Source organism: Aggregatibacter segnis ATCC 33393, assembly GCF_900476035.1.
Lineage (GTDB): Bacteria > Pseudomonadota > Gammaproteobacteria > Enterobacterales > Pasteurellaceae > Aggregatibacter > Aggregatibacter segnis.
The window spans coordinates 140,619-166,001 of the sequence record NZ_LS483443.1; the positions used below are offsets into that span (position 1 = coordinate 140,619).

A 25,383-nucleotide genomic window follows, 5' to 3' on the forward strand; every position below is an offset into this window, starting at 1 on the left:
AAAATTATGGCGAAAAAAACAAACAAAGCGATATTGCAAGATCCGAATTATGCAAAGGAATTGGCAAAATATGACAATCCGATTCCGAGTCGTGACTTTATTCTGCAAGTGATTCGCAAACAGAATTCTCCTATGAGCAAAGAGGAGATTTTTAAAACCCTTGCCATTGTAAATGAAGAACAACAAGAAGCCATGCGCCGTCGTTTACGCGCCATGGAAAATGACGGCCAGTTAGTGTTCACCAAACGCAAATGTTATGCCTTACCGGAAAAACTGGATTTACTTAAAGGCATGGTGATAGGCCATCGAGAAGGCTTCGGTTTTTTACAAGTCGAAGGAAAAAAAGAAGACTTTTTTATTCCCAATGTGCAAATGCAGAAAGTCATGCACGGCGATTATGTGTTGGCGCAACCTAACGGATTTGACCGCAAAGGTCGTCCGGAAGTGCGCATTGTGCGTGTATTGGAAGCGAATAAAAAACAAATTGTCGGTCGTTTTTTCCTTGAGCAAGGCATAGGTTATGTAGTGCCGGACGACAGCCGTATTACACGCGATATTTTAATTCCTGATAACGCCCGTCTTGGTGCCCGCATGGGGCAAGTCGTAGTGGTGGAACTCCACCCGCGTACAGCGCCGTTTTTCCAACCTATCGGCAAAATTACCGAAGTACTGGGTGACAATATGGCGAAGGGCATGGAAGTGGAAATTGCCATTCGTAAACATGATATTCCCCACAGTTTCCCAAGTGCGGTAGAAAAACAACTTAAAAAATGGGCTGAAAACGTGCCTGAAGAGGCTAAACGTAGTCGTGTAGATTTGCGTGACTTGCCGTTAGTGACCATTGATGGAGAAGATGCACGCGATTTTGACGATGCGGTATTTTGCCAAAAACAAGGCAAAGGCTGGAAACTTTGGGTGGCCATTGCTGATGTAAGCTATTACGTTCGACCGAAAAGCGCATTGGACACAGAAGCCTATAATCGAGGCAATTCCGTCTATTTTCCAAATCGCGTCGTACCGATGTTGCCGGAAAAACTCTCCAATGGTTTGTGCTCGTTAAATCCGCAAGTGGATCGCTTATGCATGGTGTGTGAAATCACGCTCTCCGCTAAAGGCAAAATGACAGACTATCAATTTTACGAAGCAGTGATGAATTCCCATGCCCGTTTAACCTATAACAAAGTGGCAAAAATACTGGAAAAAGACACCGCACTTTGTGAACGTTACGCCTCATTAGCGCCTCATTTGCAAGATCTGCATGACATGTATCAAGCATTAGTGAAAGCCCGCCAGCAACGTGGTGCCATTGAATTTGAAACCATTGAAAGTAAATTTATTTTCAATGCGTTGGGACGTATTGAACGTATTGAGCCGGTTGTGCGTAACGATGCCCATAAAATCATTGAAGAATGTATGATTTTGGCAAATATTGCGTCTGCCAACTTCATGGCGAAACATCAAGAACCGGCGCTATACCGCATTCATGCCGTACCAAGTGAAGAAAAACTCACGGCATTTCGCAGTTTCTTGGCGGAATGTGGCTTGAGTCTATCCGGTGGGAATAAACCGACACCGATGGATTACGCACAGTTACTTGAACAGATTAAACAACGCCCGGATCATGAATTAATTCAAACCATGTTGTTACGTTCCATGAGCCAAGCGGTTTACAGCGCCGACAACATCGGCCACTTCGGATTGGCGCTAGAAGAATATGCTCATTTCACCTCACCGATTCGCCGTTATCCCGATTTAACCTTGCACCGCAGCATTAAATATTTATTAGCGAAAAAGAAAGGTTCTAAACGTAAAACCACCGACACCGGCGGATATCATTATCAACTTGAGGAAATGGATGTCTTTGGCGCACATTGTTCCTCCACAGAACGCCGTGCCGACGATGCCACCCGTGAAGTCGCCGATTGGCTAAAATGCGAATACATGCAAGATCATGTGGGCGAAGAATTTGACGGTGTCATTTCTTCCGTGACCGGTTTCGGCTTCTTTGTCCGTTTGAATGATCTGTTTATCGATGGCTTAGTGCATATTTCCGGTTTGGCGAATGACTACTACTTATTCGATATGCCGAAACAACGCCTTATTGGTGAAAACAACGGCATGATTTTCCGACTCGGTGATGCCGTGAAAGTGCGTGTAGAAGCCGTGAGTTTAGAACAAAAACAAATTGATTTTTCCTTAATTTCAAGTGAACGCAAGCCGAAACGTAGTGGTAAAACGGCACGAACGAAAGCCAAGAAAACCGAAGTAAAGCCTTCCAAGAAGACGTCGACCAAGAAAAAGGCAAAAGCAGAAAAAAGTGCGGTCAAAAAAAGTCACGTATCTAAAATGAAACCGAAAGCCACCAAAACGAACAAGGTAAAGAAAAAACATGAGTGAAACAATTTATGGCATCCATGCAGTAAAAGCATTTGTCTCTAATCATCCGGAACGTTTAATTGAAGTGTTAGCGTTAAAAGGCCGAGACGACCAACGTTTGCAACCCTTAATTAATGAAATTCAACGACTTGGTATTTCTGTTCAGTTTTTGAATCGTCAAACGTTGGACAAAAAAGCAGAGGGTGAAGTGCACCAAGGCATTATTGCGCGAGTGCACTCGTTACCTGAATTAAATGAGCATGATTTGGATCGTTTACTCGAAACGCGCAACGTGCCTTTGTTATTGGTTTTAGATGGTGTCACCGATCCACATAACCTTGGTGCTTGTTTGCGAACGGCAGATGCTGCAGGCGTAAGTGCGGTGATTGTGCCGAAAGATAAATCTGCCCAACTTAATTCTACTGCACGAAAGGTCGCCTGTGGCGCAGCAGAAAATGTCCCGCTTATTCGAGTGACTAACCTTGCCCGTACCCTGCGTGATCTACAAGAACGACACAATGTATGGGTTGTTGGCACCGCCGGTGAAGCCACCGAAACCCTCTATCAAACCAAGCTCACTGGTGCCTTGGCATTGGTCATGGGGGCAGAAGGCGAAGGCATGCGCCGCTTAACCCGTGAGCATTGCGATCAACTGATCAGCATTCCAATGGCCGGCTCGGTTTCATCTCTCAATGTCTCCGTAGCGACCGGTGTTTGTTTGTTTGAAATCGTCCGCCAACGGTTAGGCTGATTTAGCGAGTAAGATATTGAAAAAGTGAGGCGATTTTTGACCGCACTTTTTCTCATCCAGATAAAAATAAGCGCTTAGAATAGCGCTTATTTTTTTATTTACCCCTACAATTTATGAGCGAAAATGAACAGCTGATGTTCATTTAGCAACGACAAACATTTCGTATTCAATCAAAAGTGCGATTATTTTTGTGATATTTCTCACAAAACACCATAATTTTGCTTTCCTGTTTTTATATTTGCTTTATCATTCCTGCGTTCTTTTCATATAAAGACAATATTACTTATTTAACTCTTGGAGAATTTTATGTTTGGTCCATTTAAACCAGCTCCACATATTGCTGAGCTGCCGGCTGACAAAATCGATTCCACCTACAAACGCCTACGTTGGCAAGTGTTTGCAGGGATCTTCTTTGGTTATGCCGCTTACTATTTTGTACGTGCAAACTTTGACTTAGCACAACCCGGTTTAATTCAACAGGGCTTGTACACAAAAGCGCAACTAGGTGTTATCGGCTCAGCGGCTGGTCTTGCCTATGGTTTATCTAAGTTCGTAATGGCAGGTATGTCTGACCGTTCAAACCCTCGCGTATTTTTACCATTTGGTTTATTGCTTTCTGGTCTCTGTATGACCATGATGGGTTTATTCCCATGGGCAACCTCTGGCGTAGCCATCATGTGGGTAATGATCTTCTTAAATGGTTGGTTCCAAGGGATGGGCTGGCCGCCATGTGGTCGTACAATGGTACACTGGTGGTCTAAATCAGAACGCGGTACTATCGTATCTATCTGGAATACAGCGCATAACATCGGTGGTATGATGCCGGGTGCAATGGTGCTATTAGCAAGTGCCGTTTTCTTCAGTACTCATGGTATCGAAGCACAAGCAAAAGACATTTGGCAACAATCCCTCTACTATCCGGGTATTGCAGCAATGCTCTGTGCAATTCCAGTTTACTTCGTCATGCGTGATACTCCACAATCTTGTGGTTTACCATCAATCGAAAAATGGCGTAATGACTACCCAGATGACTATAACGAAAAAACTTACGAAAACGATTTAAGTACAAAAGAAATCTTCGTAACTTATGTGTTGAAAAACAAATTGTTATGGTACATCGCGATTGCTAACGTATTCGTATACTTAATCCGCTACGGCGTATTAAAATGGTCTCCGGTTTACTTAAGTGAAGTAAAACACTTCAACATCAAAGGTACCGCATGGGCTTACACAATCTATGAATTAGCCGCAGTTCCAGGTACATTATTATGTGGTTGGGTATCAGATAAAGTCTTCAAAGGTAAACGTGGTTTAACCGGTTTCATCTTCATGATCTTAACTACAGCAGCTGTAGTGGCATACTGGATGAACCCAGCTACACCGGAAGCAGAATTAGCAAATTACGCAGCGTGGTATGAAAACCCATATCAATTAACCGACTTCATCTTAATGACCTTAATCGGTTTCTTAATCTACGGTCCGGTTATGCTTATCGGCTTACATGCTCTTGAACTTGCACCGAAAAAAGCGGCAGGTACAGCAGCAGGATTTACCGGTTTATTCGGTTACTTAGGTGGTACAGTATCAGCTTCTGCCGTTATTGGTTGGGCTGCACAACACTACGGTTGGGACGGTGGTTTCTACGTCATGATCGGTGGTGGTGTTCTCGCGGTGCTCTTGCTCTTTATCGTCATGATTGAAGAAGGCAAACACAAAGCTAAAATAGGTGACACCTACGGCACTAAATAATTAAACAATACAAAGGCGCAGGCGAAAGCTTAGCGCCTTTTTTGTACATGAATTTTTAAGTTAAATGATTTTATCCAACATAAGTTTCTGTCGCTGCATTTGGGTAGAATCAAAAACACCCAAAAAATCAACCGCACTTTCAGGGAGAAATGCTGATGAAATTAAAAACCTTAGCCGTTACATTAATTGCAGCAGGCGTATTAGCCGGTTGTAGCCACCAATCCGCCGTAAACAACATGAAATCAGACAAAATTATTATTGCCCATCGTGGTGCAAGCGGTTATTTACCTGAGCATACATTGGAATCTAAAGCGCTTGCTTTTGCACAACAAGCCGATTATTTAGAACAAGATTTGGCGATGACAAAAGACGGTCGCTTAGTCGTCATTCATGATCATTTCTTAGACGGTTTAACTGATGTTGCAAAAAAATTCCCAAATCGTCATCGTAAAGACGGCCGTTACTACGTTATCGACTTTACATTAAAAGAAATTCAAAGTTTGAATATGACAGAAAACTTTGAAATGAAGGAAGGAAAACAGGTCGCTGTTTACCCTGGACGTTTTCCTCTGTGGCAATCTCATTTCAAAATTCATACATTTGAAGATGAAATCGAATTTATCCAAGGTTTAGAAAAATCCACCGGTAAAAAAGTGGGTATCTACCCTGAAATAAAAGCGCCTTGGTTCCACCACCAAAATGGCAAAGATATTGCTGTAGAAACTCTCAAAGTGTTAAAAAAATACGGCTATGACAAGAAAAGTGATCTAGTTTATTTGCAAACTTTCGATTTCAATGAGTTAAAACGTATTAGAACGGAATTACTACCGAAAATGGGCATGGATTTAAAACTTGTCCAGTTAGTGGCATATACCGATTGGCATGAAACGGAAGAAAAAAATGCCAAAGGCAAATGGGTAAATTATGACTATGATTGGATGTTCAAACCAGGCGCCATGGCAGAAGTTGTAAAATATGCCGATGGTGTTGGTCCAGGCTGGTATATGTTAATTGACAAAGATAAATCCAAACTGGGGCAAATTGAATATACGCCTTTAGTGAGAGAATTGGCGCAATATAAGGTTGAATTGCACCCATATACCGTGCGTAAAGATGCATTGCCTGAATTCTTTACTGACGTAAACCAAATGTATGATGCCTTGTTAAACAAATCAGGCGCAACGGGTGTCTTTACCGACTTCCCGGATACGGGCATAGAGTTTTTAAGAAAACAAAAATAATGCACGAATCAAATATGTGAATTAAGCACATTTAATTGCTTATCAACATAAATAAAAAAGGCTTGGAAATCCAAGCCTTTTCTTTTTTCTGGTTTGCGAAATTATTCGCCCAAACGCTCTTTGATACGAGCCGCTTTACCGGAAAGTGCACGTAAGTAGTAAAGTTTCGCTTTACGTACCGCACCTTTACGTTTCACTACGATGCTATCAACTGCCGGAGAGTGAGTTTGGAAAACACGCTCAACACCAACACCGTTGGAGATTTTGCGTACAGTAAATGCAGAGTGCAAGCCACGGTTACGAATTGCAATAACCACGCCTTCGAATGCTTGCAAACGACGTTTGCTACCTTCAACAACCCATACTTTAACTTCTAATGTGTCACCTGGACGGAAGCTAGGTACGTTTTGTTTTAATTGTTCTTGTTCAAGTTGTTTAATGATGTTAGACATTTTTGATCCTTTTTGATCCTAGATTTAACTGAGTTTACTGTTATATTCGGCTTGCGCCTGTTTTAACAGCTTACGTTGTTCGTCAGTCAGAGCTAGGCCTTCCAGTAGCTCAGGGCGTCGTAACCATGTTCTCAATAACGATTGTTTTAACCGCCATTTGCGAATTTCCTCATGGTGTCCCGACATCAGCACGGGTGGCACGGTTAATCCATCAAGCACTTCAGGACGCGTATAATGCGGACAATCCAGTAATCCGTCGGCAAACGAATCTTCCTCAGCGGAAGCTTGTTTACCAAGCACACCTGGGATAAATCGGGCAACTGCATCAATTAACGTCATTGCCGGTAATTCACCGCCGGTGAGGACATAATCACCTACCGACCATTCTTGATCAACAACCGTTTCAATTAAACGCTCATCAATGCCTTCATATCGGCCGCATAACAAAATCAATTTCTGATTCTGCGCTAATTCCTCTACGCCTTGTTGATCGAGTTTACGACCTTGCGGCGAGAGATAAATCACTTTTGCACCTTCGCCTGCTACTTCTTTTGCTGAATCGATAGCGTCCTTTAATGGTTGCACCATCATCAGCATTCCCGGACCTCCGCCATAAGGACGGTCATCCACGGTTTTATGCTTATCGTGCGTAAAATCTCTTGGATTCCAGCACCGCACTTGTAACAGGTTTTGCTTAACAGCCCTGCCGGTTACCCCATATTCCGTAATTGCTTTAAACATTTCAGGGAACAGACTTATTACCCCAATCCACATAATTTAGCCTTAACTTTTGAGCCTTATGTTAATGTTACCGCAAAGCGCTACGGCATACCTGAGATTAGAAACCAGCGTCCCAATCCACTGTAATCGTCTTAGTGGCGGGATCGACTCTTTTAACTACTTGTTCATACAAAAACGGAATTAACCGCTCTTGTTTCCCGAAAGCATCTTTTACATTGGCTTTTACCACCAATACATCATTAGAACCGGTTTCCATCATTTCAGTCACCGTTCCCATGGCATAACCTTCCAGATTCACCACCGCACAACCAATTAAATCGTGCCAGTAGTAATCCCCTTCTTCCAGTTGCGGAAATACTGATAAATCGACACCGATTTCCACATTGGCAAGAGTTTGCGCCGCCTCACGATCATCCACGCCCTTTAATTTAACGATCAGTTCGTGATTATGATGACGCCAGTTTTCCAGTTCGGTTGGCTGCCACTGCCCTTTGATTTTCAAAAACCAAGGTTGATAATCAAAGATACTTTCAGCTTGTTCTGTGGATGAGTAAATACGTAACCAACCGCGAATACCATAAGTCGAACCTAATTTGCCGACCGTTTCGATTCTTTGTTGTTGCATATTCATCACCTCAAAAAAGTAAAATTACGCAGCTTTTTGCGCTTCTTTTACTAAAGTCGCAACGCGATCAGACAATGAAGCACCTTGACTAACCCAGTGGTTAACACGGTCTAAATTGATACGAACACGTTCTGCATTGCCTTGTGCGATTGGATTGAAGAAACCAACACGCTCAATGAAACGACCGTCACGTGGTGAACGGCTGTCAGCAACGACGATTTGGTAAAATGGGCGTTTTTTAGCTCCGCCACGAGATAAACGAATGGTTACCATAACCTTCCTCTAATTATTTGATTACAAAAAGAAAACCCTCAAATATCGAAAGTTAAATGAGAGTTAAACTTACTTTTTTCTCTGTATATATAGACAAAAAGCCCGTGGATTGTACTCTTTTTCGCATAAAAAGCAAGTTAAAATCCATGTTCGGGCGTTGTTGAAATAGGCGTTTTTCAGATAGCGTGAAACTAAAGTGCGGTCGTTTTTCAGAACGTTTTTAAGTGCTATTTTTACCGCGCCAAAAATTACGCATCTGCCATTAATTTTTCAATATCAGCAATTTCTTTCGGTGCAGCAGACGTCAGATTTTTGTTGCCGTAATCGGTAATCAACAAATTGTCTTCAATCCGAATGCCAATGCCTTTGTATTGTTCCGGAATATCCGCCTCTTTAGATAAATACAATCCCGGTTCTACAGTAAGTACCATGCCGGGTTCCAAAGTGCGATCGCGATTTTCACCATATTCACCCACATCATGTACATCCAAACCGAGCCAATGCCCTAACCCGTGCATATAAAATTCACGATAGGCTTTTTGTTCGATTAATTCATCTACGTCGCCTTTCAAAATACCTAAACGGACCAAACCTTCGGTTTTAATACGAATGACTTCTTCATTCGCTTTCGCAATGGAGCCGCCCGGTACCAGCAATTCAATGGCGCGTTTTTGTGCTTGTAGGACAATCTCATAGATCGCTTTTTGCACTTCGGTAAATTGACCATTCACCGGGAAAGTCCGGGTAATATCGCCGGCATACATGGCAAATTCGCAGCCTGCATCAATCAGCACCAAATCGCCGTCGCGCAACGGCATATCATTTTCCGAATAATGCAAAATGCAGGCGTTTTCACCACCAGCAATAATGCTGTTATAGGAAGGATAACGCGCACCGAAGCGGTTAAATTCATGCAAAATATCGCTTTCCACTTCATATTCTAAACGGTTCGGGCGAGTTTGTTGCATAACTTTAATGTGTGCAAGCGCACTGATTTGCCCCGCTTGTTGCATGAGCGCTATTTCATTTTCCGATTTGAACAGGCGCATCTCACCAAGCATCGGCTTCCAATTAAAAACACTCAAAAACTCCACCGCACTTTGTTCCAGCAAGGCATCACCCCAAGGCTGTTGCTTTGGTGCATAATAAAGTGCGGTCTGTTTTTGTACTAAATTTTTAAACTGCGGCACAAACTCGTCGATGGCATAAGCGGTATCCACCAACAACGTTTGCGGCGCATTGTCCACGCCAAGACGGCGTCCGTTCCAAATTTCCAGTAATTTATCGGACGGGCGTACAAACATGATCGCCTGCTGTTCACCTTGCTGTTTACGCAATAACAATGCCGAATTCGGCTCATTAAAACCGGTTAAATACCAGAAATAACTGTCCTGACGGAAAGGATAATCACAGCCGTCATTGCGGCGACGTTCTATGTCGGAAAACACCAAAAATAAGGAATCTTCCTGCATTAGTTCGAAAACCTTAGCGCGGCGTTGGGCAAATTCTTCCATCGGTAACGCTGCCATGTATGCGAGATCCATATTGTATCCTTATTAATGTAACGTCGGTTGTTTGTCTTCTTGTTTGGTGAAATGGGTAAAAAACAAGGTGGCGATGGTGCGCACATATTCCACGATCTCTTCCACCGCTTGCGCCAGTTCCTCAGGATCATCGTCTTCTTCGTAACCTAACTGGCAAATATCGTGTAAATCGTCCACGGCTTCGCCAATATCGCCTTTTTCTTTATCCAAATGCGGTTGAGCCAAACCTAAACCGAGCAGAAAGTGATTCGACCATTCCGCTAAGCCATCCGCCTGTTCAAACACATTTTCCGTATCGGGCAAACAAAGCTCAAAGTCAAAAGCTTCATTGTCCGCCAATTGGCGATGAACTTGTTGATAAATGTCGCTAACTTGCGTTAAAAGCGCAGTAGGATAGGCATGATTATCATTGGTAAATTGATAGAGTAATGGCTGCCAACTTTGATCTTGAATGCCTCCGCAAATTAAGCCGCTCAAAAAGCCGTGTAATTCGGCGGCAGAAAGTGGAATAGAGGCTTGTTGGAGTTGTTGATTCAAGTTTTGATAAGAAATTGTTGTCATTGAAATTATCCTTGTTGAGATTACGCTTAGTTTATCATTCTACACCGCAGGCAACCAGTTTAGAAATTGGCAAGTTTTTTTGCCTATGGCATAATACAGGCAGTTTTGATTAAGGAATTTGAGGCTAAAATGTCATCAAAAAGTATTGAAATTTCCGTCTTAGGGCAGGTATTACGTTTAAATTGTCCGGAAGAACAACATGAAGCTTTACGCAACGCTGCCCGCGAATTAGATCAACGCGTCTTGGAAATGAAAGAGCGCACCGGCATGTTACAAGTTGAAAAGGTCCTTTCCATCGTCGCCTTAAATTTAAGTTTTGAGCTTATGCAAGAGCAACAAAAAACGCATCTCATTGAGGATGTGCTAAAAAACAGAATTTTACGTCCGCTCGATCATTCTCTTGAAAATATCGGGGCACAAAAGCTCAATTCCTGATAATTTCAGATAACAAAATGTCATCTGAGAAAAAGAATTAGTGCTAGTCATTAAACCTAATTTCGAGTAGTATTGAATAAAAGAAATTCCTGAGGTGTTCGCCAGTGGATTACGTCCCTGAGCCGATACTTTTAATCTTATGAATTGGTTTCCTGTCATTGGTGTGCAGGCTTAGCTCCGCTAAGAAGCCTAAAAATGATTTCAACTAATTCCCTTGAACCGTCGGGTTCAAGGACCGACCATCCACAACGGCACCTCGGGTCCTCTCAAACAACAACTATGCGTTTATTTTCCTCAACCGCCTCTCTTCGCCAACAACTTCGTCAGCAAATGCGAGAAACTCGGCAAAAACTGACCGCACTTCAACAGCAACAAGCTGCGCAACATATTACTGAACAGGCGCTAAAACTTATCGAACAACAGCAGGCGAGGAACATTGCGCTCTATCTTGCCTTCGACGGTGAAATTTCAACAAAACCGCTTATTAACGAACTTTGGCAACAAGGAAAACATATTTATTTGCCGGTACTGCATCCTTTTGTTCGTGGTCATTTATTATTTCTGCGCTACTTGCCTGATACGCCGATGAAAGCCAATAAATTCAGGATTTTTGAACCGCACTTAAATGTACAAAATGTAATTCCACTTGAGCAATTAGATGTGATCTTCACGCCGTTGGTCGCCTTTGATAAGCGGGGAAACCGTCTAGGCATGGGGGGAGGATTTTACGATCGTACGTTACAAAACTCACAACGCCGTTTCATCACCGTGGGTTTAGCACATCAATGCCAACAAGTAGAAGCACTCCCAATCGAAAGCTGGGATATTCCGTTAGAACAAATTTTAGCGGGATAAAAAAACCTCCGAAAATTCGGAGGTTTTTTTATGGATTATTGTGGCGCTTTCAATTCCGGTTCTTTTGGTTTTTCCGGCTCATCAAATTTCTTGCCTTCATTAGCTGCAATAATTTTTGCGGTTTGATCTGCTAAGTGAGTCAAGTTCATCTTTTCATAAGATGCTTTCATCAACGGTAATGCATCCAAAGTCGCTTGCGTATCCGGATACAGTTTCAACATAGAAACCACACGATTTGCTGTTGCCACATAAGCATCACGTTTAAAATAAAACTTCGCAATCGCTAACTCATGACGAGCAAGACTCGCTTTAATGTAAGTCATACGCGCCAAGGCATCCGGCGTATAAGGACTATTAGGGAAATGTTGCACTAAATTTTGGAAGTTGGCAAAGGCCGTTTTAATGGATGTATTTTCACGGGTTGCGCGATCCACACCAAAGAAATCTTGGAAGAAATTATCACCCAATGCAGAATTAGTTAAACCCGCCATATAAAGAGCATAGTCTAAATGACTACTGTTTGGGAAACGTTGAATAAAACGATCAATGGTGACTAAGGTTTCGGAGTAGTCCTGCGTTTTATAGTAGGCATAAATCAAATTTAATTGTACTTGTTCGCTATAAGAACTCCCCGGAAAACGACTACTCACAGCATTTAAATAACGGATTGCCTGAGAATAATCACCGTCCTGCAAATAGGTTTGTCCTGTGCTGTATAAGGTTTGTTCCGGTGCTTGTTCTACATCTTGTTTAGAGCTTGAACATGCGGTCACCGCCAACGCCATAGCGGTAAGCAATGCAAAGGATTTAAGTTTACGCATTGAATAGAATCCTTATTTTTACGAAAAATGAGAAATGAGTTACAATTGCCCGATATTGTATAGAACATTGCTAAATAAGCAAACTTGATTAACGGATTTTTTATTTATGGCACAAATTACTCTCTCGGCCACCGTGCAACCGCAACAAATGGGACAGCGCTTAGACCAAACCTTAGCGGAATTGTTCCCCGACTATTCCCGCTCCCGCTTAAAAACATGGATTGAGGAGGATTTGGTGTTGGTCAACGGTGTCGTGCAAAATGTGCCACGTACCAAAGTTTACGGTGACGAACACATTGAGATTACTGTAGAAATTGAAGATGAAACCCGCTTTGAGCCGGAAGCTATTCCGTTAAATATCGTTTATGAAGACGAGGACATTCTCGTTATCAACAAACCCAAAGATCTTGTAGTCCACCCCGGTGCAGGCAATCCTAAAGGTACTGTTCTCAATGCGCTACTTTACCATTACCCACAAATTGCCGAAGTGCCGCGCGCGGGCATTGTACACCGTTTAGATAAAGACACCACGGGTTTAATGGTCGTCGCAAAAACTATTCCCGCGCAAACGCAACTGGTACGTGATTTGCAAAAACGCAAAATCACCCGCGAATATGAAGCCGTTGCCTGCGGCATCATGACCAAAGGCGGCACAGTGGATGAGCCTATGGCACGCCACCCAACCAAACGTACTCATATGGCCGTGCATCCGATGGGGAAACCCGCCGTTACCCACTATCGCATTATGGAACGTTTCCGCGATTACACGCGCTTGCGTTTGCGTTTAGAAACTGGCCGCACCCACCAAATCCGTGTGCACATGGCACATATCGCCCACCCGTTATTAGGCGATCAAACCTATGGTGGTCGTCCGCGTCCCCCAAAAAATGCCAGCGAAGAACTCATGGAGGTACTACGCAATTTTAAGCGTCAGGCACTACATGCTGTGATGTTACGTTTACAACACCCGATTAGCGGCGAAATGATGGAATGGTACGCACCATTGCCGGACGATTTTGTGGAATTAGTGACCGCTTTAAAAGCGGATTATGTTCTCCACAAAGACGAATTGGATTATTAATATGCAAGCCATTAAACCGAACTGGAAAGTCCCTCAAAACGTGAAGGCGTTCACCACGCTTCGCCATGGCGGTGTGAGCCTTGCGCCTTATGACAGTTTTAATTTGGGTGATCATGTAGAGGACGATAAAAACGCCGTGAAAATCAACCGCACTTTATTGGTAGAAAAATTCCATTTACCACAAATGCCGTTGTTCTTAAACCAAACTCATAGCACGCGCGTATTAACCCTGCCTTATGACGGGGAAGATTTCAATGCCGATGCGGTTTATACCTGCCAACCGAATCAAGTGTGTTTAGTGATGACTGCCGATTGTTTGCCCGTGTTATTTACCAATAAACAGGGCACGGAAGTGGCCGCTGCCCATGCCGGTTGGCGCGGATTATGCGACGGCGTGTTAGAGCAAACTGTCGCCAAATTTCACTGTCCGCATGAAGACATCTTAGCGTGGTTCGGACCGGCTATTGGCCCAACGGCTTTCCAAGTAGGTCAAGAAGTTATCGATCAATTTGTTGCCCAAGATCCCCAAGCCACATCCGCCTTTATCGCAGATCCGAAAGCGAAAGACAAATTCCTCGGCAACCTTTACCAAATCGCTACGCAACGCCTCAACGCCCTTGGTATTACCCAAATCAGCGGCGGCGAACACTGCACTTATCTTGAAGCAGACAAATTCTTTTCTTATCGCCGAGAGAATGTCACAGGAAGAATGGCGTCGGTAGTATGGATTAACGAATAATTTGATTTTTAATCTTTTTCATAAAAAAAGTGCGGTCATTTTTAACCGCACTTTTATTTATCAAGGAAAGAAATTAAAACGTATATTTCAACGTTGCATAATAAGCACGACCCGGCTCATTGTAAGTATGCGCGTTATAATTGGTACTACTTGAAGAGCGATAAAGTCGTTTATCAAATAAGTTATTTACACCAACTCGAACACTCACGGTATTTTTCCAGTTGTAACCAGCACTTAAGCCCCAAATTGCATAGCTACCGATATCAGAAGAATTTGCTAACTTACCACTTTCCATTCGATTCTCCGGATTCTTACGAGAAGTTTGCTTGCCGTATTGCGTATAGGTCAACATGGTATCGAACGCCTCTGTAATTTGATAGTTCAAACTGGAATTCAATGTATATTTTGGCACGATAGAAAGCGGGTTGCCGGTATCTTTATTTTTGGTTTTATGCATATAGGTGAAATTATTAACCCAAGATAATTTATCTTCAATTAATGGCAAGGTTAGGTTTCCTTCCAAACCTTCAATTACCGCACGGTTTGCATTGCCCCATTTATACACATAGTTTCCAAGAGTACTAAGACCAACAAACTTGCCATCAGATACAATTTTGTTACGGTAATCGTTGCGGAAATAGGCAATGGAGGCTAATAGACCATCTTTATCATATTCAATACCAATTTCCTTGTTCCAGCTAGTTTCCGGTTTAATCTCGCTGTTTCCTTGGAAATAACAGGTTTTGCCATTCGGTACATAGGTTGGACAACCTTGGCCTAGGGTAAATAAAAGATAGTTCGGATTGGTTTGATAGAGGTTCGGTGCTTTATAAGCGCGAGCAATGCCACCTTTTATTTTCCAGTGTTCAGTTAAACCTTGTAAAAAGTTTAATCCTCCACTGATATTCGAACCGGAATAAGTATTGTAATCGTAACGTAGCGATGGCGTTAAAACCATTGACTTAGTAGCTGAGATATTGTCTTCAATAAAGAAAGCCCATTCACTTTGACTAGAATGCCCACCGCGAACATTATGTACACCGCTCGGTAAGGTTTCTGGAAGATCATAAATAACCTTACCGGAACGGTCACGTCTTCCCCCGAGCAATTGTGTCATAGAGGAAGCATCGTCTAAGCTACTGTGTGCTCCTTCAAAACCAACCGTCAGCATATGCTCGACGCCGAAAGTAAACGGAATATAGAATTCTGAACTAAAACGCGTATTTTTAAGAATAGAATCGCTAAAAGCTGATGTACTAGAATAACTGCCCTCTGGACCTCCTGCTAAGTATTCTGGTAAACGGCTATTTTTAGTTTTATCAAAAGTAATATAAGTTTTATTGTCGAAATGATCGAATTTGCCTTCATAAGTTAAAGCATAGTTCTGACGATATAAACGAGCGGTTTCAGCTTTGCTTCCTGCCAACGTTTTAGTTTCAGGATAGTTTTTATTATTGTAAAGCCCTGCTGAGCTATTTTGTGTATCACCGTTGTAAATATTGCCTTGGCGACTGAAACCAGAATCCAAGGTTAATTTATTTTTCTCATTGATATTCCAAACTAAACGACCGTTAATATCTTTGTTACGTACACCTTCACGACCTGCAATAGCCGGATCGCCATTAATGCCCACATCGTCCGCTTGAGTCTTATTCCAGTTACCATATAGGCGGAATTGCAATATGTCTTTAATTAGTGCACCGCTTAAATTGAAACCTACACGATTCGTCGCACCTTCTTTTCTATCTTCCGGTTGATTCGTATAATAGCTTACGCTCCCATGCAAATCATTGGTGACAGGTTTGGTAATAATATTTACTACACCACCCATTGCTCCCGAACCATAACGTGCAGCTGCCGGACCACGCAACACCTCAACAGATTCAATGGCCTCTATCGGTATCCAGTTACTATCACCGCGAGAATTTCGCTCTCCTCTCACCCCATAACGCTCCGCATTACGTGAAGTCACAGGTTTTCCATCGACTAAAATCAGCGTATTTTCAGGTCCCATTCCACGAATATCAATTTGGCGTTTATTTCCACGTTGCCCTGTAGCTGAGTTGCCAGTTAAGTTTACCCCTGGCATTGTTCGTAACACCTCAGAAATATCATTGGTGACGGGGCGTTTTGCTAAATCTTTTTCACTCACTATTGAAACACCAAGCGACTGTTTTACTTGACTTTCCGCTGTAACACGAATTTCATCCAACTGTTGTGTAGCCACCGCAGCGTTTGCATTATTTACAAATAATGCAGTACTGAGCAAACTCAACATGAAAATAGATTGTTTTTGCATAAAATGCTCCTAAAGAAAAAGTATGTAATATATAAGGCGCTTATTCTAACGAAATAACACCCATTGTTGCAAATACGAATTAATTCTATTTATAAAATATTCTGTTTGGTTGGTATTTTCATATTGTGATTATGTTTCAATACTTAATTCTGGTTGAATTATTTTTTTGATGCAGTATTATTTGCGCCCTGCATTTTTGCAGGCTCACAATATGTTCTGGGTTCCCTAACCCCAATTTAAACTAAAAAGGTATTCAAATGACACACGCATTTTCGATTTTTAGCGATCGCCAAAAACGTCGAGCATTAGTTTTGCTCAGTTTCTTCCACATTTTTATCATTGCTGTCAGTAACTATTTAGTGCAGCTTCCTTTTGAAATTCATGTGCCACTGACATTCTTCGGCGCACAAGAAGACTTTATGTTCCACAGCACCTGGGGCGCAATTACCTTCCCATTTATTTTCTTGGCGACGGATTTAACCGTGCGTATCTTCGGTGCGAAAGAAGCACGTTGGATCATTTTCGTGGTAATGATTCCGGCATTAATTATCAGCTATGTGGTCTCAACCCTCTTTTCAGATACCCAATATCAAGGTCTACAAGCATTAACCGAATTTAATATGTTTGTGTTCCGCATTGCAGTCGCGAGTTTCTTCGCCTATGTTTTCGGACAATTATTAGATGTTTTGGTATTCAATCGCTTACGCCAACTCAAAACTTGGTGGATAGCGCCAACCAGCTCCATGGTATTTGGTTCTATGGCAGACACTTATTTGTTCTTCGCGATTGCCTTCTATGCAAGCAGCGATCCGTTTATGGCGGAACACTGGATGGAAATCGGCTTCGTCGATTATTTATTTAAATTATTCATCGGGTTACTGTTATTCGTCCCTGCTTACGGTGTATTCTTAAATATGATTCTGCGTAAGATTCAGCAACTGACTGCAGTGCTCGAAAATGACATGGAATTACCCCAAAATTCTTAAAAAAGAAAGAATAAAAAAATGCCCTGAATCATCAGGGCATTTTGTTTTTTGAAGAGATTATTTTTGCGCTAAAAGTGCGGTCGGATTTTCTGATGTTTCTTCCGATAAGTTGAGATTTTCAACCGCCATCACAGACTTCAAACCGTCTTCACGTAATTGTTGTGCTGCCACCTTATCACCAACTTGCTCAAAGACATAAGATGCCATTGTAATGTCCGCCGGCTCCAATTTCTCTTTATTGGCGATTAACGCTTTAAACACCTCATTGGCTTTAGCAAAATCATTGTTACGCACATATAAATAACCGAGTGCACGATGCGCACAACATTGCACCGATGTGTTTGCGCCTTTTAACCACTTGCTGATAAATTTCACCAACTTGCTATTATCTTCAGGTTGCAAACGGCTGATTTGTTTAAACAATTCTTGCGTTAACGGGCTATTGTCACTATCTAATTTTTTCACTAACTCCAACATGAATTCATAAGCGGACTCATGATCATTGGCATCAATCAAACGCGTAATTAACGCCAGTTTCACACGGGCATCATTGCGGCGTTTACGAGATTGTTCATCCCACCAATCTAACAAACCATCGACGCCTTCTTCATTCATTTTCTCATCAAGCAATCCATCTTCCACTTGGGTTTGTAATGCAACAAATTCCTGTGAGGCATACAAGCCGGATTTTTCGATTTGGTCTAAAATATTATCTAGCGCCTGGTAAGCTTTTGATTTTAAATAAATCTCAACGGCTAATTTAAGTACTTCCTTATTTTTCCCTGCCATCAACAATAAGCTGTCAACTGAACTACGCGCTGCCGGTAATTTATTTTGTTGTAATAAAATACGGATACGGGCAATTTCTAAAACCAAGCTATCAGAACCGGCAATTTCCGTTGCTTCCATTAAATAACGGTTTGCACTAAATTCATCACCACGCTGTTGTGCTGCTTCTGCTGCTTTAATGAAGTTCAGCACCGGCTCATCAGAATGCTTCGCATTTTTACCAATTAATTTTTCCGCTTTAGAATAATCCCCTTCATCCATACGCATTAAGCCTTCCAATGTTTGCTTTTGCGCTTTCGTGCGTTTACGACGAGAAAACCAGCTGTATGTGTTGTTGCTTAAACGGAAAAAACGGCTAATGACGACTTCAATGCTGTACACCAAGGCTAAAGCGAGCACGAAGAAGATCACTAAAGTAGTAATGGACATTTCGACGATATGACTTGCCGTTTCAATTCGCACATAGCCTTGCTTACCCGCTAAATACGGCCCGGCAATTAAACTTGCCAGTAACAACAACATTAAAAATAGCACTCGTAACATAATCTATTTCTCCTATTGTTGTCCTTGATTGACTTCCGGTTTGGTTTCATTCGCCGGCGCGGTGGCAGCCTCATTTTCTTTTCCTGTTGGCTCAGTTCCCGAATTACCGTGCGACTCGAGTTCTTTATCCACAGAAAGCATGATTTTTTGCACTTCTTGTGTTGGCTTATTCAACAATTTATCTAAGGCATTTAACCCACTTAACTGAGTCGGCACATCCACGTAAATTGATTGTTCCGATAATTCATCCAAATTCTTCAAGAAGTTTTGAGCCACATCGGTATTGGTATCAAAATACGTCCGAATCCAAGAAGCTACAGTTTGCAAAGATTGTTTGTATAAATCGTCTTGTTGGCGTGGCACAGATAAAATTGCAATTTGTAAACGTAAACGAATATTCTCACGTAAATAAATATCTTGGTTTGGCGCTAACAACGCTTTGTCATTCGCTTTCTTTGGGGTCACACGAATAAAATGATTTAAAAAACTCACCGCACTTTTTTCTGCATTTTCTTTCCAATCATCCAAAGAATCCGTCAATTTATCGTTGTTCGGATCTTCATCAAAATTCACGTTTAACACCGTTAATTCGTCAACATTGTTCGCAAGCTCGGATAAATCTTGCATGATGGCGTTTTGGTCTACGTTATTAAGCGATAATAAGTTTTTCAAATCTGCGTGAATGGCGTTACGCACTGAAGTCACCTCTGGCAACGCAACTTTCGATAAAGTTTCATCGGCTACTTTTAACAACGCAATGCTGGTGTCCACATCATTATCTAACACCAATTTACGTAACGCATTATTGAGTAGAAAGTCTGCCTCGGTAAGCAACCAATCATTGGGTTGCTCTGCTTTTGCTTGGTTCGCCAAGCGTTGCACTTCTTGTTTCAACGCTGATAAGCTTTGTTCTTTAACGGCAACTTCCTGATGTAACGCACCTATTTGCTCACTAGCGGCTTGAGAAAATACAATAAGTTGCTGAAGCTGTGCTCTTTCAGCTTCAAAATTTTGCCCTTCAGCTATTACTGCCGGTACTGACTGTTGTACTTTCCCTGAAAGTGCGGTCAATTTTTGTTGTATTTCCTCAACCTGTAACTGACCAAAATAATAGCCCGCGCCACCCAAACCTAGCGCAATTAAAATTGCTAACAAACCTAATGCAGAACCGCCTTTTTTTACAACTACCGTTTCTTTTACAGGTGTTTCTTTCGTTGTAGAAGCGTTAGCAACAGTTTCCGCTACAGCAGATTGCTGTTCCGAAGAGAGCGTCTTTTCATTGTGTTCTTGTTGCATAGTGTTTACTTTATCCTCTATTGGAGCCTCAATTTGTTCAGTTAATGCCTCATCTTGTGTCGCTAAATCAAGATCTTCACTGATATCAATTTTCTGTTCCACTTCTGCATTCCGTTTCGACGGGTGAGATTTCTTGTTAGCCATAAAATTTACCTATAAAGAAAAAATGTGGTTTAACGACATTGTAATAAGGTTTGTAATAACGTTCTATTGTCTGAACACGGACAAACCGTCACTTGTTGCCAACCTAACGCTTGCGCCAAATGGGCAATACGCTCACTGATTGTAATAAGGTGACAACTTTTTAGCCAATTATGTTCGCTTTGCGGAACAAAATCCACTAATTGGGTGAGTATTTCAGCACTGGTCACGACTATCGTTTGTACGCCGGCTCGTTTGCACAAACTGGTTTGCTCCGCTTGATTGTAAACGAGAGGTTCACGTCGATAGCATTCGACAATTTCAATACTGCCACCACGTTGTTGTGCCTGTTCGGCAAAAAATTCCCGACCACCATTGCCGCGCAAAATTAATACCGTTTTCTCAGACAAATCTTGCATCATGGATATCTGCAATAATCCTTCACTATTTTCTTGCGTAGTCGGATAGTGAACAGCCATTTCTGTCATGGCAGCAAAATACTGAGCCGTACTTTTACCGACGGCGAAATAGGATAAGTCATCACGCCACTTGAAACCGGTATTTTTAATGGCTTTATCCGCAAAATCTACCGCATTTTTAGAAACAGCAAAGACATAATCGCCAGGTTTCAGCCTCGCTAATCTTGCAGGCAATTCATTCAGCTCCGCCCCACGAGTAATTTGAAATAGGGGTAAATGCAACGCAACAATGCCGGCTTTCACCAACATCTCAACCAGTTGCTCCCCACGTTCATCAGGGCGTGTCACCAAAACAGCCATATTCAACTCTTATGCGTAAATATTTTGCAAAATCTTGTCAGCACCTTGTGCCAAAAGTTGCTCGGCAATTTGCACACCTAAAATTTCAGCATTTTCTACCGCACTTTGACCTTCCGCACGAATAATTGTTGAACCGTCAACACTGCCCACCAAGGCTCGCAAGTTCAACATGCTCTCACGCAACACGGCATAACCACCAATAGGCACTTGGCAACCGCCTTGTAAGCGATTATTCATGGCGCGTTCCGCCAACACACAATAAGTCGTTTCGACATCAGCCAACGGTGCTAATAATTGTTTTACCTGTTCGTCATTCGTACGGCATTCAATCCCTACGGCGCCTTGCCCGGCAGCAGGAAGTGACTGTTCTACCTCAATAAAAGAAGTAATTCGATCTGCCAATCCCAAACGGATTAAACCGGCAGAAGCCAAAATAATCGCATCAAAATCACCGTTGTCCAGTTTGCTCAAACGCGTTCCCACATTGCCTCGCAAAGAGCGAATTTCCAAATCCGGACGTAAGGCTTTTAGCTGACACTGACGACGCAAACTGGATGTACCGACGATGGCTCCCGGAGGCAACTCGGCTAAAGTGCGGTAAGTATTTGAAACGAATGCATCACGCGGATCTTCACGCTTACAAATGACGGATAAACCTAGCCCCTCAGGAAATTGCATCGGCACGTCTTTCATAGAATGCACAGCGATGTCCGCTTCATTATTCAACAATGCATTTTCCAATTCTTTCACAAACAAACCTTTACCGCCGATTTTCGCCAACGGAGAATCTAAAATCACATCGCCTTTAGTGACCATCGTCACTAACTCGATAGATAAATCGGGATACAACTGCTGTAAACGCGCTTTCACAAAGTTTGCCTGCCACAATGCTAATGGGCTTTGACGAGTGGCAATTTTTAAAGTTTTTTTAAACATAATAACGAGATATGAAAGTGATCTTATGTGCTTTATCCTACCATTGTTAGCCCGTATTGTCAGTTTCCATTTAATTTTTTTGCTTTCCTGAAGTACTGGTGATAGAGTACCCACCAGCCAAGTATGACTGTTGTAAAAAAGTTAGGATACGAATTGAAGTTTGATCTCAATGAAGCCAAAAAACGCGTGGACTTTCTAGATAAATTACGCATTGATCGCGCTTTATCCGACACGACTGAATCCTTTCAACTTGTCTTTAAACTCATTCCTTTATTACTTCATTTTAACCATCCGGATCTTCCTGGCTATGTTGCGAACGCGCCAACCGGGATTGCACGCTTTTCTCTCAGTGGTTTTCAACAAGATTACCTTGCTAGAACACTTTCTGAAGAACAAAGAAAAAACATTCAAAAAAACCACCGCACTTTTGAGCAAGAAGCAATTCTAGGCGTATATGTGATGGGCAGTATTGCTTCCATCGCCCAAACACCATCTTCTGATTTGGATATCTGGATTTGTCATCGGGAAGATCTAAGCCAAAGCGCGCTCGAGCTGTTACAACAAAAAACCAATGTGATTCAACAATGTGCAAAACGCTTTCAAGTAGAAATTAACTTCTATTTAATGGATCAAAAGCGTTTCCGTTGTTTCCGTTATACCGAACTGATGGACGGTGAAAATTGTGGTTCAACACAATATATGTTATTGCTAGATGAGTTTTATCGTTCCGCCATACGCCTTGCCGGCAAACCTTTGTTGTGGCTACATTTATTGGTTGAACGTGAAGAAAATTATGAAGCGGAAATTGAGCGTTTAACTCAAGAAGGACAACTGGATTTAAACGATTGGGTCGATTTTGGGGGATTAGGCTCGTTCTCAGCAAACGAATATTTTGGCGCAAGCTTGTGGCAGCTTTATAAAGGCATTGATTATCCGTATAAATCGCTGCTCAAAATTTTATTACTCGAAGCTTATTCTTGGGATTACCCAAACACCTTCTTGATTTCTCGCGAATTTAAGCAAGCTTTACTAAGTGGTGATCTGAACGTTGAACACCAATTTGATGCTTATTTAGCCATGTTGCAGCGGGTAACCGATTATTTAACGCGTCAAAAAGAATTCAAACGGTTGGACTTTGTGCGTTGCTGTTTTTATATCAAAGTACACGAAAACGAAGTGGCCCCCGGGGAAACGAACTGGCGTTTGGATGAACTGTTCAAACTGGCTCAACAATGGGGATGGAAATGCGGTCAATTAGAGTGCCTCAATAATCGCCGACATTGGAAAATCAAACAAACCATGAAAATACATAATAGTTTGATTAAATTCCTCATGTTGAGCTATCGCAACTTAGTCCATTTTGCACGTAAACACCAAGTGAATGCCAGCATCATGCCACAAGACATGAGTGTGCTGACACGTAAACTATACGCTGCTTTTGAAGAATTGCCGGGTAAAGTGACCTTGCTCAACCCACAACTGGCTGTGGATTTATCAGAGCCGGCATTGACGTTTATTGAAGTCAAACATAATCGACATTTTAAAGACGGTTGGTATGTCATCAATCAAACACCAGATGTAGAAGGTTGTTGTCATCCTCGTTATATCGAATACAACGAAAGCTTGAATAAGCTTGTGGCTTGGGCCTATTTCAATCGTTTATTAACCGCCAATACGCAACTGTTCATTTCCAGCGATAACGTCGAATTAAAAACGTTGCGCCAATTTGTCACCGATCTTCGTTTAACATTCCCAATTGAAACGACTTTTGCAAGCAACGCCGATCTCAGCCATCCTTGCGAAATCCGTAGTCTTGCCGTCATTATCAATTTAACTCAAGATCCGACGCAACAGTTGAAGGATATCAAGCCCACCATCCAAGCCAGTGATTTGTTTAGCTTTGGTCCGAATGAAGAAAGCTTGGTCGGCAGCATTGACTTAACCTACCGTAATGTATGGAATGAGGTCAGAACGCTACATTTTGAAGGAGCGAATGCGATTTTATTGGCGTTAAAAGTGCTTTCCAACAAAATTTATCGTGGTGCGCCATCACCGAAATTCGTACAAGTTTTTTGTTATAGCCGCTACTATCGACATGCCTTACGCCGCATCGTCACGACACTCATTAATAAATGTATCAGCATCCAACTCGGGGTCACCGAACCGCCGAAAAACAATTTATTGCGAGTAGCGGGAAAAAACTGGCAATTTTTCTTTGAAGAACGCGGTATTAGTTTGCAAGAAATTCATCACGGACGAGTCACAAAAACACATCAATTTGACACCGCACTTAATAAAAAAGCTGCAGCGACGGATCCGGTGCCAACAAAGCACCAAAAGTATCCACGAGAAATCGATCGATTTGCAACGGAAGGTTTCCTGCAATTCTTCTTTGAAGATAATCCGAACGGCAGTTTTAACGTTTATATTTTAGATGAACTTAATCGCCTTGAGGTTTACCGCAACTGTGATGGTACAAAAGAGAAAAAAATTCATGAGATAAATAGAATTTATCAACTCTCAGGCTTGGATGAAAATGAGAATCCGTATAAAATCGTACAACGCGATTTTAATTATCCACAATTCTACCAATTATTAATGACAGAAGAAGGAATAACGATTGTTCCTTTCCATAGCCGTTTGGCTTTGTCTTGAGGTGTAACATGAATGACAAATTAAAAGTTTTAATTATTGACGACCATCCGTTAATGCGCCGTGGCATACAACAACTTGTTGAATTAGAAGAAGGTTTCGAGGTTGTTGGCGGTGCAGGCAATGGTTCTGAAGGGATTAATTTAGCGCTACAAACCTCACCGGATCTCATTATTTTAGATCTGAATATGAAAGGACTCTCCGGTTTAGATACGCTTAAAGCATTGAGAGCAGAAGACGTTGATGCTCGCATTGTCATTTTGACCGTGTCTGATGCTAAAAACGACATTTTTACCTTAATTGATGCCGGTGCGGACGGGTATTTATTAAAAGATACCGAACCAGACACATTGCTTTCTCAACTAAAACGCATCGCTCAAGGTGAAGTTATCCTCAGTGATTCCATTAAAAATCTCTTATTAGAGCGTCAATCTTCGCAAAGCCCTATTGACTCTCTTACCGATCGTGAAATTGACGTATTGCGTTTAGTGGCAACCGGTCTTTCCAATAAACAAATTGCCGGCCAATTATTTATTTCGGAAGAAACCGTCAAAGTACACATTCGTAATTTGCTACGTAAACTTAACGTTCACTCACGCGTTGCCGCCACAGTGCTTTATTTTGAGCATAAAAACGGCTAAACCGTATAATTTCATAAGAAATAGCCGACAATGCTGTCGGCTATTTTTTTATTATCAATTTACTCGTTCCCTTTTCT

At 42.0% G+C, this 25,383-nt stretch carries 23 protein-coding genes and 1 other RNA gene; 12 read left to right on the forward strand and 12 right to left on the reverse strand.

What is annotated here, in order from left to right; all coding sequences use genetic code 11:
* Positions 1-6 precede the first annotated feature (6 nt).
* The 4 genes from rnr to glpQ all read left to right on the forward strand — a co-directional run bounded on the left by rnr (position 7) and on the right by glpQ (position 6,117).
* Positions 7-2,397: a ribonuclease R gene (gene rnr, locus DQN58_RS00720; protein ID WP_006719356.1), complete on the forward strand. Its 2,391-nt coding sequence runs from the start codon at positions 7-9 to the stop codon at positions 2,395-2,397.
* Complete coding sequence (rlmB, locus tag DQN58_RS00725; protein WP_006719359.1) at positions 2,390-3,127, forward strand: 23S rRNA (guanosine(2251)-2'-O)-methyltransferase RlmB; 738 nt, start codon at positions 2,390-2,392, stop codon at positions 3,125-3,127. Before rnr ends, rlmB begins: the two co-directional genes overlap by 8 nt.
* Positions 3,128-3,433: 306 nt before the next feature.
* Positions 3,434-4,876, forward strand: a complete 1,443-nt coding sequence (glpT, locus tag DQN58_RS00730) for a glycerol-3-phosphate transporter (RefSeq protein ID WP_006719361.1) — start codon at positions 3,434-3,436, stop codon at positions 4,874-4,876.
* 155 nt (positions 4,877-5,031) lie between these two features.
* Positions 5,032-6,117 (forward strand): glycerophosphodiester phosphodiesterase, encoded by a 1,086-nt coding sequence (gene glpQ, locus DQN58_RS00735; protein WP_032997985.1) that lies wholly within the window; start codon positions 5,032-5,034, stop codon positions 6,115-6,117.
* Positions 6,118-6,218: 101 nt separating this feature from the next.
* Here the strand turns inward: glpQ and rplS are convergent, their stop codons facing one another.
* From rplS to DQN58_RS00765, 6 genes are all read right to left on the reverse strand, one after another.
* The gene (gene rplS, locus DQN58_RS00740; RefSeq protein WP_006719364.1) at positions 6,219-6,569 is read right to left on the reverse strand and encodes a 50S ribosomal protein L19; all 351 of its coding nucleotides are present in this window, start codon (positions 6,567-6,569) and stop codon (positions 6,219-6,221) included.
* A gap of 24 nt (positions 6,570-6,593) precedes the next feature.
* On the reverse strand, positions 6,594-7,343 hold the full coding sequence (trmD, locus tag DQN58_RS00745) for a tRNA (guanosine(37)-N1)-methyltransferase TrmD (protein WP_006719366.1): 750 nt from the start codon (positions 7,341-7,343) through the stop codon (positions 6,594-6,596).
* A 64-nt stretch (positions 7,344-7,407) separates the two neighbouring features.
* Positions 7,408-7,935 (reverse strand): ribosome maturation factor RimM, encoded by a 528-nt coding sequence (gene rimM, locus DQN58_RS00750; RefSeq protein ID WP_032997986.1) that lies wholly within the window; start codon positions 7,933-7,935, stop codon positions 7,408-7,410.
* Positions 7,936-7,959: 24 nt separating this feature from the next.
* The gene (gene rpsP / locus DQN58_RS00755) at positions 7,960-8,208 is read right to left on the reverse strand and encodes a 30S ribosomal protein S16 (RefSeq protein ID WP_006719370.1); all 249 of its coding nucleotides are present in this window, start codon (positions 8,206-8,208) and stop codon (positions 7,960-7,962) included.
* A 248-nt stretch (positions 8,209-8,456) separates the two neighbouring features.
* Complete coding sequence (gene pepP, locus DQN58_RS00760; RefSeq protein ID WP_006719371.1) at positions 8,457-9,752, reverse strand: Xaa-Pro aminopeptidase; 1,296 nt, start codon at positions 9,750-9,752, stop codon at positions 8,457-8,459.
* 12 nt (positions 9,753-9,764) lie between these two features.
* Positions 9,765-10,313 (reverse strand): YecA/YgfB family protein, encoded by a 549-nt coding sequence (locus DQN58_RS00765; RefSeq protein WP_006719374.1) that lies wholly within the window; start codon positions 10,311-10,313, stop codon positions 9,765-9,767.
* Between the two features lie 129 nt (positions 10,314-10,442).
* Here DQN58_RS00765 and DQN58_RS00770 point away from each other — a divergent pair, with 129 nt between their 5' ends.
* The 3 genes from DQN58_RS00770 to DQN58_RS00780 all read left to right on the forward strand — a co-directional run bounded on the left by DQN58_RS00770 (position 10,443) and on the right by DQN58_RS00780 (position 11,603).
* Positions 10,443-10,748, forward strand: coding sequence for a cell division protein ZapA (locus DQN58_RS00770; RefSeq protein WP_032997987.1), 306 nt, complete (start codon positions 10,443-10,445; stop codon positions 10,746-10,748).
* An 83-nt stretch (positions 10,749-10,831) separates the two neighbouring features.
* Positions 10,832-11,015: non-coding RNA, 6S RNA (ssrS, locus tag DQN58_RS00775), on the forward strand.
* Positions 11,016-11,027: 12 nt separating this feature from the next.
* The gene (locus tag DQN58_RS00780; RefSeq protein ID WP_006719378.1) at positions 11,028-11,603 is read left to right on the forward strand and encodes a 5-formyltetrahydrofolate cyclo-ligase; all 576 of its coding nucleotides are present in this window, start codon (positions 11,028-11,030) and stop codon (positions 11,601-11,603) included.
* A 35-nt stretch (positions 11,604-11,638) separates the two neighbouring features.
* Here the strand turns inward: DQN58_RS00780 and DQN58_RS00785 are convergent, their stop codons facing one another.
* Positions 11,639-12,424, reverse strand: coding sequence for an outer membrane protein assembly factor BamD (locus tag DQN58_RS00785; protein WP_006719379.1), 786 nt, complete (start codon positions 12,422-12,424; stop codon positions 11,639-11,641).
* Between the two features lie 106 nt (positions 12,425-12,530).
* Here DQN58_RS00785 and rluD point away from each other — a divergent pair, with 106 nt between their 5' ends.
* Both rluD and pgeF read left to right on the forward strand, forming a co-directional pair.
* Positions 12,531-13,505 carry a 23S rRNA pseudouridine(1911/1915/1917) synthase RluD gene (gene rluD, locus DQN58_RS00790; protein WP_006719382.1) on the forward strand — a complete coding sequence of 325 codons (975 nt, stop codon included), beginning with the start codon at positions 12,531-12,533 and terminating at the stop codon, positions 13,503-13,505.
* 1 nt (position 13,506) lies between these two features.
* Positions 13,507-14,244 (forward strand): peptidoglycan editing factor PgeF, encoded by a 738-nt coding sequence (gene pgeF, locus DQN58_RS00795; RefSeq protein WP_032997988.1) that lies wholly within the window; start codon positions 13,507-13,509, stop codon positions 14,242-14,244.
* A gap of 73 nt (positions 14,245-14,317) precedes the next feature.
* Here pgeF and DQN58_RS00800 read toward each other — a convergent pair whose 3' ends face one another.
* A complete protein-coding gene (locus DQN58_RS00800; protein WP_006719387.1) occupies positions 14,318-16,543 on the reverse strand; it encodes a FepA family TonB-dependent siderophore receptor in 2,226 nt (741 codons plus the stop codon).
* A 257-nt stretch (positions 16,544-16,800) separates the two neighbouring features.
* Here DQN58_RS00800 and DQN58_RS00805 point away from each other — a divergent pair, with 257 nt between their 5' ends.
* Entirely contained in the window at positions 16,801-17,529 is a 729-nt protein-coding gene (locus DQN58_RS00805) for a 7-cyano-7-deazaguanine/7-aminomethyl-7-deazaguanine transporter (RefSeq protein WP_006719388.1), read from the forward strand.
* 57 nt (positions 17,530-17,586) lie between these two features.
* Here the strand turns inward: DQN58_RS00805 and DQN58_RS00810 are convergent, their stop codons facing one another.
* From DQN58_RS00810 to hemC, 4 genes are read right to left on the reverse strand one after another with little or no spacing between them, the layout of a single operon-like run.
* Positions 17,587-18,861 carry a heme biosynthesis protein HemY gene (locus tag DQN58_RS00810; RefSeq protein ID WP_006719390.1) on the reverse strand — a complete coding sequence of 425 codons (1,275 nt, stop codon included), beginning with the start codon at positions 18,859-18,861 and terminating at the stop codon, positions 17,587-17,589.
* A 12-nt stretch (positions 18,862-18,873) separates the two neighbouring features.
* Positions 18,874-20,301, reverse strand: a complete 1,428-nt coding sequence (locus DQN58_RS00815; protein WP_006719392.1) for a uroporphyrinogen-III C-methyltransferase — start codon at positions 20,299-20,301, stop codon at positions 18,874-18,876.
* A 29-nt stretch (positions 20,302-20,330) separates the two neighbouring features.
* Positions 20,331-21,077, reverse strand: a complete 747-nt coding sequence (locus DQN58_RS00820) for a uroporphyrinogen-III synthase (RefSeq protein ID WP_006719394.1) — start codon at positions 21,075-21,077, stop codon at positions 20,331-20,333.
* 9 nt (positions 21,078-21,086) lie between these two features.
* A complete protein-coding gene (gene hemC, locus DQN58_RS00825; RefSeq protein WP_032997989.1) occupies positions 21,087-22,013 on the reverse strand; it encodes a hydroxymethylbilane synthase in 927 nt (308 codons plus the stop codon).
* 153 nt (positions 22,014-22,166) lie between these two features.
* Here hemC and DQN58_RS00830 point away from each other — a divergent pair, with 153 nt between their 5' ends.
* On the forward strand, positions 22,167-24,668 hold the full coding sequence (locus DQN58_RS00830) for a class I adenylate cyclase (RefSeq protein WP_032997990.1): 2,502 nt from the start codon (positions 22,167-22,169) through the stop codon (positions 24,666-24,668).
* 8 nt (positions 24,669-24,676) lie between these two features.
* Entirely contained in the window at positions 24,677-25,306 is a 630-nt protein-coding gene (gene narL, locus DQN58_RS00835; protein ID WP_006719400.1) for a two-component system response regulator NarL, read from the forward strand.
* The last annotated feature ends 77 nt before the right edge of the window (positions 25,307-25,383 follow it).